Here is a 13,840-nt window from a genome sequence, read left to right as displayed (position 1 = left end):
GTGCAGGAAATTCCTGCACTTTTTTTAAAAGTTCATTTTTGACTGTCCACCATCTACGTTTAACGTCGCACCCACTATCCATGAAGCTTGAGAAGATGCTAAAAAAACAACGGCGTTTGCCACTTCTTCCGGCTCTCCAAAGCGCCCTGCTGGTATTTCATTTTCAACAAACTGCTTAATCTTTTCCGGATTTTCATCCATTCTTTTTTTCCAATTACCCGTTTCATGCAAAATGCTTCCCGGCGCTACTCCATTTACACGAATTCCTTTAGAAATCATTTCATCTGCAAACGACTTTGTAAAGCTGATAAGCGCTGCTTTTGCGTTATTGTACGTGACTTTCCCTCCACTTTCTCTCCCGAAAATAGACGTAACATTAACGATTGCCGCATCTTTTGTCATACGAGCTGCTGCTAGCTTGCTCAAGTGGACAGCTGAAAAGTAGTTAAGCTCCATCGCTTCTTTGAAAAGGGATAAATCTGTTTCCATTGCCTTGCTTCCATTACTTCCTCCAGCGTTATTAATTAAAATATCAATGCTTCCGAAGTCTTTAATGAACTTCTCAATTAATGCAACTCTGTCTGATTCGTTTGTTAGGTCTGCTGTATATGTACGTACGTCTTCTAATTCTGACTGTGCATCCTGTAACGCTTCCTCTCCTCTTGCCGCAATTCCAACATTTGCTCCTTCTTGAATAAACAAGGCAGCAATAGCCTTCCCGATTCCTTTTGACCCACCGGTAATAAGTACATTTTTATTTTGCAACTGTAAATCCACACGTATCCCTCCACGTTAAATGATAATTACTATACTTTCTATCATAGCTCACTGCATGTCAAAATTAAAATCATATACTGTTTTACCTTTTTACTCCTTTTAAATCCCTGCGTTTTATGGATACGTTCTTTGAATTTATTGTCAGAACTCTTAGCAAAAACAAGCCACGGCGTGATATAATGCTTTTTGGTGTAAATGTTTTCAAATTGGGGGTTTTTTAATGCAACAAACGTTTTCAACGTCTCAAAAAGTTAAGCAGTTCGTTTTTATTTTATTTCCGATATTGGTCACCCAGTTTGGAATGTTTTCAATGACTTTTTTTGATACGATGATGTCAGGAAGAGTTAGTGCAGATGACTTGGCAGGGGTAGCAATTGGTTCGAGCTTGTGGGTACCTGTTTTTACAGGGCTAAGCGGAATTTTAATGTCTATTACGCCAATTGTTGCACAGCTGGTGGGAGCTAATCAAAAGAAAAAAGTTCCGTTCTCTGTCATTCAAGGGCTTTATGTCTCCATTTTAATGGCCCTCGTTATTATTTTAATCGGCTTTTTTGTTGTTAGTCCTATCTTAAAAGGAATGCATTTAGAAGCAAACGTGATGCGCATTGCCAAACAGTATTTAATTGCTTTATCTTTTGGTATAATCCCGCTTTTTATTTATACGGTTTTACGAAACTTCATTGATGCTTTAGGGCAAACTCGTACGTCTATGCTTATCACCATTTTAGGGCTTCCGATTAATGTGGCTTTAAACTATGTATTAATCTTCGGTAAGCTGGGCTTCCCTCACTTGGGTGGAGTAGGCTCCGGTTATGCAACGGCCATCACATATTGGTGCATACTTGTCATATCGATTTTAATTATTCATAAAAAAGAGCCTTTTTCCAGCTTTGGTTTATTCAAAAAATTTCACCGTATCTCTTTTGCTGCGTGGAAAGAAATATTAAAAATTGGTTTACCTATCGGTTTTTCGGTATTTTTCGAAACAAGTATTTTTTCAGCTGTCACGCTGTTTATGAGCTCGTACAATACCATTACGATCGCTTCTCACCAAGCAGCTATTAATTTTGCCTCATTTCTCTATATGATTCCACTGAGTATTTCTATGGCTTTAACAATTGTTGTAGGATTTGAAGCGGGTGCTAAACGGAATCAAGATGCACGAAGCTATAGCAGAATTGGTATAACAATTGCTGTTGGCATGGCCTTTGTGTGCGCAGGTCTTTTATTTACTCTTCGAGAATCTGTAGCATCTTTATATACAAAAGATGCAGAGGTACTCGCATTAACTTCTCAATTTTTGATTTATGCAATTTTCTTTCAGCTTTCTGATGCTCTTCAAGCTCCTATTCAAGGCGCTCTGCGAGGGTATAAGGATGTAAATGTTACCTTTTTAATGTCCTTGGTATCTTATTGGGTAATTGGTCTACCTTTAGGCATTGTTTTAGCAAAATACACCGATTTGCAGGCGTTTGGCTATTGGGTTGGACTAATTGCGGGGCTCGCTGCAGGAGCAACAGGACTTGCGTATCGTTTGATAAAAATACAAAAAAAGCAGCTGCTAGAGGAGGATAAATCTTCTCGAACGGCTTAATCAAAAAAAGAACGTTCTCAAAAGAACGTTCTTTTTTGGTTTAAAAATGGATTGATACTCTTCCTTATACTAAGACTTAAAACTTCTTATTTATTTAAGGTACGCTCTAACTCTTGTAAAAGCTGTTCCGCACCTTTTTTACTTAACACAACGTTTCCATTCCCAAAGGTTAAGTTTTCACGCGTAATTTCCCCAGTTACTAAGCAGGCACCGTACGGGCTATACTTTTGTAAAATAATAATATCTTCATCAACATATATTTCTACTGGATCACCTGTGTTGATATTTAAAATACGGCGCAATTCAATAGGAATTACTACGCGACCCAATTCATCTACTTTTCTTACAATTCCTGTAGACTTCATAAAATCCATTCCTTTCATAGTAAACAAATAATATCTTCTCGATACAAATCTAGTCAAATTCGTCAGAGTTGCTAAAACCAAAATGCTTCAATGATGGTCTGATAACGGTTTATAAGTTCTTAAAATATGGCAAATAACGCATTAAATAGATTTATATACACTTTGTATCATATCAATTCGTACACTATTTATGAATAGTGCATAATCTTTAAAATCGAATTCATCCATATATGTTAAAAGTGTGTATTTTATCCATAATATAACTATATATCCATCTTTTACACTACTTTGTACCCATTTTATAACTTTTATTCCGACATAAGACGACAAAATCAGCTATAGAAAAAACGTGTCTTTTCTAACTAAAGACACGTTCATTTGGACCCGAAGTTGTCACGAATAGCTTTTTGAATCATAGCTTCACACCGCTCCAGCTCTACTTTTAATTGTTTTTTATATAATTTAGCTTTCTCTTCTCCCTCATTCGTAAATGTATAATAAACCACTTCTTGAAGCTTCATTCCTTCTTTTTTACGCTTCACCTGTTTGAGGACACCATCTTCAATCAAGTCATGAAGAGCTTTGTATACTTCAGAATGATTAGGTTTGAACCCAAAAGGGCGAAATTCATCTCTCAACACATCTAACAACCGAAGGCCATACAGACGCTCTTGTTCTGTCATCGTAATCATATATAATTTTAAGAAAGCACGTTGTTTTAATAGAAAACCACTGGATGTACGCTTTTCTCTCATCTCAACTTCCTCCTTCACATACTTGCTTTCATTCAGAATAATAGAAAGCTCTATACGTAATTATACTTTTTTTATTCTACATAATCCTTCTTTTTCACTCAAAATCTCTTTTTTTCTCACATTTTTTCACTTATTTACGCGTTTTTCTCATTCTTTGTAAGCAGGCATTGAATTTTCTTTTTTTCATATATATAGAAGGAATTTACGTGAATATAAGGAGGGGTTCCTTTGAGTAAAAAATATGAAGAGATTGATTGGGGTTCGATTCAGCATAAGGTAGAAGATATGCTTGGAAATCACTTTTGGAGCGATTTAAATCACATCTTACCAAAGCGATTTCCAAACGTCGACTTATATGAAACCGATAAAGAAGGCATTATCGTTGTTGAGGTTCCTGGACTGCATTCAACTAACGACATTCAAATCAAGTTGGACGCAAATATATTAACAGTTGAAGGGAACGTTCCTTATGCTTATGAAGCATCTAAACAAAAGTTAAAGCTCAACGAACGCCATACAGGCGTATTTTCTCGCACGGTCAAACTTCCTTTTCACTACACAGACGAACCAGTTCGCGCTAAGTACAAAAATGGATTATTGGAAATTCGACTGAATAAGATAGAAAATGACCAAACCATTGCCATACAATTTGAAGATGATTAACTGCACGTAACAAAAACCCTTCTGTAGCAGAAGGGTTTTTGTTAGAGCGGTGAACTTAACACAATGTTTCCTTTTGGCGTCTTATTATTCGCGTTCGGTTCTAAAGTAATGGCCATAACACCCCACTTTTCAGTCTGTTCTTTTTGGCTCATCGTATAGACCACTGTCCCGTTTCCATTTTTATCTGTTACAAAAGCACCTGCCGGATGAGGCTTATCACCTTTTATGAGCCACACCTGATAAACTTCATTTCCCTTTACGTTTTTCAAGTTATTCGCTTGAATGACCACATTTAAATTTCCACCTTTTTTCGTAAGAGATGCTGTTGCTTCACCAGAAACGTTCGGCTCCGCCTGCAGCTTCATTGTTTTTTCAGATGTAAGAGGTTCGTTTTGAGGAGCAACCGAAACATTTGGTTCTTGTTTGCCTTTGTCTTCATCTTTCAACAGAAAGTAGCTGTTTCCTGCAAGAGATAAAAGAAGCGCCGCAACTAATCCAATAATGATGGATTTTTTATTTGATTTCTTAGACGCAGCATGTTGTTTTTGACTTTTTAAAGCTATTGGTTCTCTCTTTGTCTCATCTTGATCTTCTTCAAATACATTCGCAAGTATTCGCTGTTTCATTTCTGGCGGAGGAGATTGTTCTGGTGTCAAATATGTTAGATCTCCAAGAACTTCCTCCAGTTCTCGTAATTCTTCTTGACAGCTTTGACAGTTTTTCAAGTGCATTTCAAACTCTTTTTTCTCCTGGGAAGTCAACTGATCATTATAGTAATCAATGAGTCCTTATTATATAATCGAATTACCTTTGAATTTGGATCACTTTCACATCTTTTAAACGTACCTTTATTTTTCAAAAATGACAAATAATTATACTTTTTTTATGGAATAGGAGCGAAATCGTCCAATGAAACATTTAATTCTTTTTGATGGCATATGTAATTTATGTAATAGCAGTGTTCAATATATTATTAAACATGATGAACAAGCTTTGTTTTCTTTCGCTTCTCTTCAATCAGATTTCGGAAAGCAGCAGCTAGCCTCTCCCGGCTTACTTCCTGAGCAATTAGACAGCATTGTATATATTCATGGAAAACAAAGATATATAAAATCAACGGCTGCTTTAAAAATCGCCAAGCGCTTAGATGGACCCGTTAAATTTTTATATGCTTTCATTATCATTCCTGCACCTATTCGAGATATAGTATACAACTGGATCGCTCGCAACCGATATAAGTGGTTTGGCAAACAGCAGCACTGCATGCTCCCAACTTCTGATACGAAAAAGCGGTTTGTTGATGACTAAAAAAGCTTGGGACATAGAGAAAAAAACAGTTCCAAAGAGGAATATATTTATGTTAAGAAAGTCTATTCATTAAAAAATCCGAACTGATTCAACATTCTAATGAAAGAATGCTGAACTATAGTTCGGATTTTTCAGCTAACATATGGTTGTACGAGCTTTTTTAACTTCCACCCATTGCTTTTTTATTCGTTGCTTCAATTGCCTGCTTCATTATTAGAGAGAAGTCTTGTTCTTTCATAACTTTTAACCCTTCGGCAGTAGCTCCGCCTGGAGTTGTTACTTGCTCTCTTAAAGACGCAGGATCTTTGGTTTCATGCAGCATTTGTACAGAGCCATACATCATTTGAATAACTAAATCTTTGGCTGTTTTTTCGTCCACACCGTAAGCAGTAGTTGCATCAATTAACGATTCTGCAAAATAATATAAAAACGCCGGTGCACTGCCAGTTACAGCCGTTAGCTCATGTACTTCTTTCTCTGAACACTCATGCGCTTCACCAATTCCTTTTAAAATCATTTGAAGCACTTCTTTATGTTCTTTTGTGGCAGAAGTTCCAAGTGAATACAGTGACATCGATTGTCCAATCATAGCAGCTGTATTTGGCATAATCCAAGCGACAGGCGTATCCTGCGGAAGGTGATTTTCTAAGTAACTCGGACCAATTCCTGCCGCTAACGTTACGACAAATTGTTGATTTAGATGCGTCGAAAGTTCCTTGAGCACTGAAGGATGGGCCTCGGGAGGCATCGCTAAAATAATAACATCCGAATTGTCAACTTCTTGGCGCCAATTTTGCGTCGTTTGTACGCCGTACGTTTTTTCAACACGCTGTAACCGCTCAATATCTCCGTTGTTTGACATCACCACTGCCTCAATACTGTCAGCGCTGCTCGTAACCAAACCAGCCGCTACAGCTTCAGCCATTCGTCCTGCTCCAATAAATAAAATTCGCTGTTTTTTCATCTGTTACTCCCAGTTATATGTCCAGAATTCTTCTCTAGTTAATAAACGTTCCATTTGCGGATAGTCAGATAAGCGGTCGAAGTCAATTGCGTTCATCATTCCTTCTGTTTGAGAACGATGGGCTTTTAACGCTTCAATTTTTTTATCTTTCATCGCTGTTACATCAAAAATAACATCTGGTTCTCCAATATGTTCAATACGATCTTTTGAAAACGCATGACACCAAACAACCGGACGCTTTTCTTTTGGCATACGTTTTACCGCTTGAATCGTAGCTGCACCCGTAGCATTATGATCAGGGTGTACCGCAAAGCCAGGGTAATGCGTTAAAATGTGAGTCGGCTTTACATCGTTAATGATTTCTTCGATTTTATCTGCAAAAACATCAATATCAAGAAATTCCAGCGTTTTATCACGAAGCCCTAGCATACGCAAGTCTTGAATATCTAAAACGTTCGCTAAATCTAAAAGTTCTTTTTTCGGATTTGAGGTAAAGTTTCACGGTTAGCAAACAGCGGTCTACCCATATTTCGTCCCATTTCACCTAGCGTAACACAGGCATATGTAACGGGCGTTCCTTTTTGTCTAGCTTGCGTGATCATTCCTGCTGCTCCATATGCTTCATCGTCAGGATGCGGAAATACAATTAATAATCTTTCTTCCATGTTCTATTCTCCTCTCTTTTCTGTTATGAAAACGGATGTTCACTTAATTGAAGGGCAACTGCTAAACGACCTTCGAAGTCATGCCCAGCTAGAAGAAGTCGGCCTTCTTCATCAATTTCCCAATCTGTTAATCCCTCTGCATAAATCCATCCTAAATCAATTTGAAGACCTACACGATAAGGACCTTCTCCAGTTATCTTTCCGTTTGAAATAGTGACTTTACCATTGCGAATAAAAGCCCCAACTGTCATTACTTTTTCATTTACGTGTGAAGCATATGCACCGTTTGTCGTTTCAAGGTGTACATATACGTCTTTATTTAAAAATGTTTGTATTTTTTTTGGACTGTTTCTTTATGAATTGGTTGCACGCTTGTTACTCCTTTCTCATGTTCATAAATTGTATTGTACTAAAAATCATGAGCGAATCCTAATGTTTAGTTCTAGACTTTGAATTTCTTTATTCCATCGTTCATAATCATACATAAATGTTAATTCTCCCCAAGTCAACATACTGATTTCTTGAATGTCTATAATAATCTCAGCGAGTTCACGACTAAGCATACCTAGTTCTTTTCCTTCGACCAGCTTTTTTTTGTAACGATTAAAAGCTGGATCTAATTGTTCAATTTGTGCATAAATTTCATGGATAGAGCCATATTGTTGAATAAGAGGCAGTGCGGCTTTTTCTCCTACACCAGGAACGCCCGGAATATTGTCAGATTTGTCACCAAGCAATGCTTTTACGTCCACCCATTGACGAGGATGAATATTGTATTCTTCTTGAAAGTGCTTAAAGCCATAAACAAGATCGCCAACCTGCTTTTTGGCAATAATTTGCGAAATATGTTGATCTAGAAGCTGAAGCAAGTCTCGGTCATTGCTATAGATGTACCCTGGACTTTGCTTTTCCTTACTCCACTTGCTTGCAAGTGCTCCAATTAAATCATCTGCTTCATAAGAAGACAATGACATTTGATAAATGCCTACTGTGTCAAAAAATTGTTTTAACGTTTCGTACTGCTGAATCAGCGGCTCAGGCAGCTCTGCTCTTGTTTGCTTATATAGGGCGTATGTATCTTTACGTTTTGTATCCTCACGCTTAACATCCCAAGCGACGAAAATATGGCTTGGCTCATATTGGTGAATCAATGCATGCATTTTTTGAATCGTTACTCTCAGGGCATTCGTAAATTGGCCCTTACTGTTTCTTGTCAACGCTGCTTCATCTCTGCCATAAGAAGTAGCAAAATAACAGCGGCTTAATAAATTAAATCCATCAATTACTAATAGTGTTTCGTTCACATAGTCACGTCCTTTGAAAACTTTGCTCCTTTAGCTTTTAGAGCAAACATACTATAGCACTTGTTCTTTGCACACGTCAATGAAGCGCACAAAGCTCAAAACACGCCCATTTTTTTCTCTCAATGTAAATGTAGTATAAAGATGTTAAATTGTTGTTATGATTTATTCGTTTGACTTTTAGAACTTTTGACTATCCTATAAAATGAGGATGAAAGATCAATCCTACAAATGAAGGTGAAAAAAGTGAATAAAAACACGATGATTAAAACATTAAAAGTTATATCTGTTGTGTCGCTTCTCGCTTTGTTATTTATCATTGCTTATGATCGTTCCATGTCTACATCCATGATTATTTTGTTCAGTTCGCTCATTTTCTTTGTATTTGTACTTAGCGACTTTTTTTCGATCGCAAGCCGTGGGGATTAAAAGGCCTTCAATTATATATATCACTGATGTTATTCATCATTGCCATTTTTGAAATGCATCAAGTTGTCAGTTCACTTTGCGTTATTTCCATTATGGCTCTACCAAAAGTTATTGACGAATTAGCTTAAGTGTGAATGATAAATGATAAAATCCATGATCACAATGATCATGGATTTTATCACGTTTTGAGTAATTTTTCAGAGATGCGAAGAGCTTCTTCTATGCCAAATTTACGCACTAAACTGATGGCTTCCTTTATTTCTCGTTTTTTCAAATCATGGGTCGGATTTAAATTTAACAACACTTGAATAACAACTAAATCCCGCATCGTAAACATCATATTCTTTTTCATATCTCGCTGAAATGTATACTGCTCTTTTAAGAGCCGGTCACTTATTGCTAACACTTTCGACTCCGGAAGATGTAGCTGCGCTCCTGCTTCTTGACAAGACCACAATTTTTTCACTCGATCTTCAGCATTCATATTTGCGACTCGTGCATATGTAATATCGCTGTTTTCTTGACGAATCTCTATCTCTTTTAATGTTGGCTTTAGCACCGTTTTTCGCTTGGAGACTTTTTTCTTATCAACTCCTGTATCCCTGAGGACTCTGCCGTGAACGGTGTAAATGTCGTATTCATTTTCTCTTTTTACATCTTGTTTATTGTATTTTGGAAAATAACCATTTACAAGCATCGTTCTCAGCATATCTAATTCTTTTTTTAATCCATGAACTTCAATATATCCAACAGCATAAATTTCTTTATGGAATTTTTTTGTGTTGCTAACGCCTTTTCCTGCAACGTGAGCTCTTACTCTTTCTAATAGAGAGCCCGTCGTTGTTCCGATATACAAAAGCCTGCCGGGTTTATCAAAGAAAAAATAAATGCCGGGAGCAGAAGGCAATTGTCCTATTTCTGCTGTACTTAGCAGCTTCTGCAGTACCTGCATGACTGCTAAATCAATTTTCGCTGTCATTATTTTTGATAACCTTTTAACATTTCTTCATACACTTTTAGATGCGTATACACAGTTTGAAGAAGCGGTACGTGTATAGACGATTTTTCAGCTAATGTCAGCAAATATCCTTGAAGGTGGTCTCCTTCAATTTGAAAACTTTTTTCCATATCACGCTGCATCGATGACTTCATGTCATACGTCATTTTGTCCATCGTATTCATATGCTGTTCAATAATCCCTTCAGCTAATGGTGCATCGTATGCCATCATAATATTTTCAACTTCTTTAAAAAGCTCTTGTACAAATTGACGCCCTCCTTTTGTCGCTAGCACTGGGCCAACAGGTGCGCGCATAAGAGTGGTCATGCCTGACATAACCGTAATAAATAAATACTTATGCCACATATCCTGTTCAATATATGAACTTTTTACAAACGAAGCTTTTGTACCACTGAACGCTTGCTCAATCAGTTGTAATCTTTCTGTTTCCTTCTGCTTAAATTCACCGAATACAAGTCTGTGAGCAGGACTCGTCTGGACGACATCTCCATCTTTGTTTAAAGTTGTTTCAATAAAGCACAGTCCTCCAATGACTTTTTCTTCCCCAAAAGCTTCTTGTAAAGGAACGACGTGAGCCATACCGTTTAACAAAGGTACGACAACTGTCTGATTCCCTACAAAAGGACGCACATCCTCAATTGCTTGTTTAAGATGATAAGCCTTAGTTGTGAACAAAATAACATCATAAGGCTCTTTCATCTCAGATTTTGTAATAGCTTGTACAGGTGAAGTGAAGTCACCGTGTATGCTCTTGATAACAAGTCCATTTTGTTCCAGCTCTTTTTTTCTGCGTTCTCTGACAAGAAAAGTAACATCCTCTCCTTTTTCCACAAGCCTGCCTCCAAAGTAACCTCCAACGCCGCCTGCGCCTAAAACTAATATTCGCATAACTTTTGCTCCCCTTTTTCTTTTTCTTTTTCTTTTTCTTTTTCTTTTATTGTAGCACAGCTAGTTTGAAATTTTATAATATTCTTATTTCATTGTATTTTGAGTTTTTTACAAAAGATAGCCATAGCGCTTTTAAAGTTGTTATAATGAATACAAAAAAGCATAAAAATTTACGCATAGATTATTTATCCCCTCTTGGATATACTATTTACCAATCCGTAATCGGAAAAGTTTCGATTTAAACAATGTTATTTACATAGGAGAGACTGAAATGAAAACAGAAATCTACATTTTATCTGGATTTTTAGGCAGTGGAAAAACAACGTTACTTAAACAGCTGCTTCAGCAAGAAAAAGATCGTAATCGCAACATTGCTGTTGTGATGAATGAGCTTGGCCAAGTTTCGATTGACTCAAATGAAGTAGAAAAAGACACGCCGTTAAAAGAATTGCTAAACGGCTGCGTGTGCTGTACTATTCAAGGTCAATTTGAAACTCAGCTTCATTCACTTCTACAGGAGAACACATTGGATGCTATCTATATAGAAACAACCGGAGTTGCACATCCCATTGAAGTGTTGGATGCCTGTATGTCTCCTCTTTTTGCGCATCAAGTCACGATTAAAAGTATTATCACCACACTCGATGCAACAAGGTGGAAAGAACGTGGGTCCTTAAGCATTCAACTTCAAAAACTTCTTCAAGAACAAGTAAAACATGGGGATGTAATTTTATTAAATAAAACGGACATGCTGTCTGAGGCAGAAAAGTCTTCCCTGCTTTTTGAGGTTCAATCAATTAACGCTCGTGCAATAACATTATTAACGACATTTTCCCGCGTGAAGCTTGACGTGATTCAAAAAGCTCAGCTGTCTCAAAAACAGCCGCACCATAAGGCTCATGTTGAAGATCATCTTCATTTGAAAACATTTGTATATGAGTTTACAAAAAAAGTGGCTCTTGAATTATTTGAAAATTGGCTGCGCCAAATGCCAGATACCATCTATCGTATTAAAGGCTATATGCGCTTTACTCATTCGGATGATACGTATTCGTTTCAATATTCATACGGCATGCCTCTATACATGAAAGAAATGATGAAGCTGCCCACCACTCTTGTCTTTATAGGGGAAAACCTCGACCACGCTAAGATGAAACAAGAATTATTTAATCTTGAACAGCAGTCCAATTAAAAATCCCGCCTAGAGCGGGATTTTTTTTATTACTTATAAACAGGCATTTTGTACTCTGCGCAAAATTTCATATGCACGATTTCCAGCTAACTCTGTCAATTCTTCAAATTTTTCATCTCTTTTCAAATCAAGTTCAATAATTTCTTTTGCCAGCTCAATAATCTCTTCTTTTTTCAATTGTTGCACAGCCATTTAAAACGCCCTTCCCTTTTAGAATTTATGTATATTCTCACATTTATTTTCTATTCATCCTTTTGAAAGCAAGTGATTAACCACAAGGCTTTATCCTGTATGGTTAACCACTTGGGATCGAGTTAATCATTAGTTTATAGGACTCTTTTCCCTATTTCATTATTTATGTCACTTTTTCTCACATAGTAATTCAAAAATATAACATATATATGTTAGAATATATTACATGTTATAAATTTTTGTATTTTTTTCCTTTATAATAATAACATACTACTACGTACTCAGGGGTGAGGGAGAATGTCTACGAATGAAGCGTCATATCGAGATAAAAAAGTCATGTCTATTGGGATTGTAAAAGAATTAACCGGTTTATCAGAAAGGCAAATTCGCTACTACGAGAAAAGAAGCCTGCTCTTTCCGGACCGAACCAATACGGGTATCCGGAAATATTCGTTTTCAGACGTCGAACGATTAATGGATATTGCCGATCGAATAGAAGAAGGAGTTCAAACGAGTGAAATACGCACAGAACTGGCCAAAAAAGATGAAGCGAGGAAAATGAAAGAAGTAAAAAACCAAATGCTTCAAGGTCAGTTGAACGCTCATTTCAAGCGGAAGCTATAAAGTATACATACGGTGACTTTCCCGTCTCCGTTTTTATTTCTTTACGGCAGACAAAAAAGCGCATATCTAAAGATATCCGCTTTTTTGTCCGTTAAGCTGAGCGCCCTTTAAAGAATTTCGGCTGATGAGAACTCATGAACTTAGTTTTAGATAAAATGAACATAACCGATCCGCCCCAAATGAACAAAAAGGCAATCATCTCTACGCTAGAAAACGGTTCATGATACACGAATACCCCTAATAAAAGCGTCATGGTAGGAGCAATGTACTGTAAAAAACCGACCATCGATAGCGGAATAAGAGGGGCCCCTTTAGCGAAATATAATAGTGGCATAGCTGTAGCAACACCGCCTCCAATTAAAAGAGCACTCAGATCAAGCGACTGAAGGGAAAAACTTGAAGATCCTTTCACTAAAAGAAAAATAAAATAAATAACTGCAATAGGTGCAACCATCATCGTTTCAATCGTTAATCCTACTTTTGCTTCTAATTGAATAGTCTTTTTTACAAGACCGTACAAACCAAAGCTAAACGCTAAGCTTAATGATACCCATGGGATATGCCCGTATGTAACTGTCATAACGATAACACCTATAGCAGCTAATCCAACAGAAGCACCCTGCCAAAAATTAAGCTTCTCTTTTAAAACGACTATACCAAGTAAAATACTAACGAGCGGGTTGATGTAGTAACCTAAACTTGTTTCAATAATATGATTATGGTTAACCGCCCAAATGTAAACGAACCAGTTGATGCTGATCAGCACTGAAGCCACAAATAAAATGACCGCTTGTTTCGTATTACGAAATAATAAACCAAGCGTCTTCTTTAAAGCATTCATTTGCTTTGTCACAAGCAAAAGTAAAAGCATAAAAACAAATGACCATATGACACGGTGAGCGAGTATTTCATTCGCATTCACCTCGCCAAGAAGCTTCCAGTAAAGCGGAAAAAGCCCCCACATAATGTAAGCGCTGGCTGTATAAACAATACCTGCTCGTTTAGAATCTTGATTCATTTCTCAACCTCTTTTCTTTATCTCTCTGTCTCTTATCATTATAGATGCATTTACCTCTTTTTTATAGCTTTATTTTGCCTATCGA

17 protein-coding genes and 1 pseudogene are annotated in these 13,840 nt (G+C 37.0%); 6 read left to right on the top strand and 12 right to left on the bottom strand.

What is annotated here, in order from left to right; all coding sequences use genetic code 11:
• Positions 1 to 24: 24 nt before the first annotated feature.
• Positions 25 to 777, bottom strand: coding sequence for an SDR family NAD(P)-dependent oxidoreductase (locus tag Q5794_RS10705; RefSeq protein WP_214987173.1), 753 nt, complete (start codon positions 775 to 777; stop codon positions 25 to 27).
• Positions 778 to 997: 220 nt separating this feature from the next.
• Between Q5794_RS10705 and Q5794_RS10700 the strand changes: the two genes are divergently transcribed.
• Entirely contained in the window at positions 998 to 2,371 is a 1,374-nt protein-coding gene (locus tag Q5794_RS10700) for an MATE family efflux transporter (protein ID WP_214987174.1), read from the top strand.
• Positions 2,372 to 2,457: 86 nt separating this feature from the next.
• Here the strand turns inward: Q5794_RS10700 and Q5794_RS10695 are convergent, their stop codons facing one another.
• The gene (locus Q5794_RS10695; protein ID WP_025752053.1) at positions 2,458 to 2,736 is read right to left on the bottom strand and encodes an AbrB/MazE/SpoVT family DNA-binding domain-containing protein; all 279 of its coding nucleotides are present in this window, start codon (positions 2,734 to 2,736) and stop codon (positions 2,458 to 2,460) included.
• Between the two features lie 374 nt (positions 2,737 to 3,110).
• Entirely contained in the window at positions 3,111 to 3,491 is a 381-nt protein-coding gene (locus Q5794_RS10690) for a helix-turn-helix transcriptional regulator (RefSeq protein ID WP_013056721.1), read from the bottom strand.
• A 228-nt stretch (positions 3,492 to 3,719) separates the two neighbouring features.
• On the opposite strand from Q5794_RS10690, the gene Q5794_RS10685 reads away from it, so the two are divergent.
• Positions 3,720 to 4,154 (top strand): Hsp20/alpha crystallin family protein, encoded by a 435-nt coding sequence (locus tag Q5794_RS10685; RefSeq protein WP_013082862.1) that lies wholly within the window; start codon positions 3,720 to 3,722, stop codon positions 4,152 to 4,154.
• A 41-nt stretch (positions 4,155 to 4,195) separates the two neighbouring features.
• Here the strand turns inward: Q5794_RS10685 and Q5794_RS10680 are convergent, their stop codons facing one another.
• Positions 4,196 to 4,885 carry an anti-sigma factor gene (locus Q5794_RS10680; RefSeq protein ID WP_251034122.1) on the bottom strand — a complete coding sequence of 230 codons (690 nt, stop codon included), beginning with the start codon at positions 4,883 to 4,885 and terminating at the stop codon, positions 4,196 to 4,198.
• Between the two features lie 178 nt (positions 4,886 to 5,063).
• Between Q5794_RS10680 and Q5794_RS10675 the strand changes: the two genes are divergently transcribed.
• Positions 5,064 to 5,462, top strand: coding sequence for a thiol-disulfide oxidoreductase DCC family protein (locus Q5794_RS10675; RefSeq protein WP_214987175.1), 399 nt, complete (start codon positions 5,064 to 5,066; stop codon positions 5,460 to 5,462).
• A gap of 160 nt (positions 5,463 to 5,622) precedes the next feature.
• On the opposite strand, the gene proC is transcribed toward Q5794_RS10675, so the two are convergent.
• The 4 genes and pseudogenes from proC to Q5794_RS10655 all read right to left on the bottom strand — a co-directional run bounded on the left by proC (position 5,623) and on the right by Q5794_RS10655 (position 8,395).
• Positions 5,623 to 6,426: a pyrroline-5-carboxylate reductase gene (gene proC / locus Q5794_RS10670; RefSeq protein WP_193425794.1), complete on the bottom strand. Its 804-nt coding sequence runs from the start codon at positions 6,424 to 6,426 to the stop codon at positions 5,623 to 5,625.
• Positions 6,427 to 6,429: 3 nt separating this feature from the next.
• Positions 6,430 to 7,091, bottom strand: a pseudogene (gene bshB2 / locus Q5794_RS10665) (bacillithiol biosynthesis deacetylase BshB2).
• 23 nt (positions 7,092 to 7,114) lie between these two features.
• A complete protein-coding gene (locus Q5794_RS10660; RefSeq protein WP_152640865.1) occupies positions 7,115 to 7,426 on the bottom strand; it encodes a YojF family protein in 312 nt (103 codons plus the stop codon).
• Positions 7,427 to 7,507: 81 nt separating this feature from the next.
• Positions 7,508 to 8,395, bottom strand: coding sequence for a 5'-3' exonuclease (locus Q5794_RS10655; RefSeq protein ID WP_214987176.1), 888 nt, complete (start codon positions 8,393 to 8,395; stop codon positions 7,508 to 7,510).
• A gap of 243 nt (positions 8,396 to 8,638) precedes the next feature.
• On the opposite strand from Q5794_RS10655, the gene Q5794_RS10650 reads away from it, so the two are divergent.
• On the top strand, positions 8,639 to 8,821 hold the full coding sequence (locus Q5794_RS10650; RefSeq protein WP_280146878.1) for a hypothetical protein: 183 nt from the start codon (positions 8,639 to 8,641) through the stop codon (positions 8,819 to 8,821).
• Between the two features lie 178 nt (positions 8,822 to 8,999).
• On the opposite strand, the gene Q5794_RS10645 is transcribed toward Q5794_RS10650, so the two are convergent.
• The gene (locus Q5794_RS10645) at positions 9,000 to 9,800 is read right to left on the bottom strand and encodes a GIY-YIG nuclease family protein (RefSeq protein WP_013056711.1); all 801 of its coding nucleotides are present in this window, start codon (positions 9,798 to 9,800) and stop codon (positions 9,000 to 9,002) included.
• Positions 9,800 to 10,729 carry a 2-dehydropantoate 2-reductase gene (gene panE, locus Q5794_RS10640; protein WP_214987177.1) on the bottom strand — a complete coding sequence of 310 codons (930 nt, stop codon included), beginning with the start codon at positions 10,727 to 10,729 and terminating at the stop codon, positions 9,800 to 9,802. The genes Q5794_RS10645 and panE overlap by 1 nt, the downstream gene beginning before the upstream one ends.
• A gap of 271 nt (positions 10,730 to 11,000) precedes the next feature.
• On the opposite strand from panE, the gene Q5794_RS10635 reads away from it, so the two are divergent.
• Complete coding sequence (locus Q5794_RS10635; RefSeq protein ID WP_214987178.1) at positions 11,001 to 11,921, top strand: GTP-binding protein; 921 nt, start codon at positions 11,001 to 11,003, stop codon at positions 11,919 to 11,921.
• A gap of 33 nt (positions 11,922 to 11,954) precedes the next feature.
• Here the strand turns inward: Q5794_RS10635 and Q5794_RS10630 are convergent, their stop codons facing one another.
• Positions 11,955 to 12,113 carry a hypothetical protein gene (locus Q5794_RS10630; RefSeq protein WP_013056708.1) on the bottom strand — a complete coding sequence of 53 codons (159 nt, stop codon included), beginning with the start codon at positions 12,111 to 12,113 and terminating at the stop codon, positions 11,955 to 11,957.
• Positions 12,114 to 12,410: 297 nt separating this feature from the next.
• Here Q5794_RS10630 and Q5794_RS10625 point away from each other — a divergent pair, with 297 nt between their 5' ends.
• The gene (locus tag Q5794_RS10625) at positions 12,411 to 12,737 is read left to right on the top strand and encodes a MerR family transcriptional regulator (RefSeq protein WP_013082852.1); all 327 of its coding nucleotides are present in this window, start codon (positions 12,411 to 12,413) and stop codon (positions 12,735 to 12,737) included.
• A 91-nt stretch (positions 12,738 to 12,828) separates the two neighbouring features.
• Here Q5794_RS10625 and rarD read toward each other — a convergent pair whose 3' ends face one another.
• The gene (rarD, locus tag Q5794_RS10620) at positions 12,829 to 13,755 is read right to left on the bottom strand and encodes an EamA family transporter RarD (protein ID WP_214987179.1); all 927 of its coding nucleotides are present in this window, start codon (positions 13,753 to 13,755) and stop codon (positions 12,829 to 12,831) included.
• Positions 13,756 to 13,840: the final 85 nt, after the last annotated feature.

The sequence above is a fragment of the Priestia megaterium genome (assembly GCF_041941685.1).
Taxonomy (GTDB): domain Bacteria; phylum Bacillota; class Bacilli; order Bacillales; family Bacillaceae_H; genus Priestia; species Priestia megaterium_C.
Note: the sequence above shows the minus strand (reverse complement) of the source record. Positions and strands in the feature narration are given on the sequence as shown.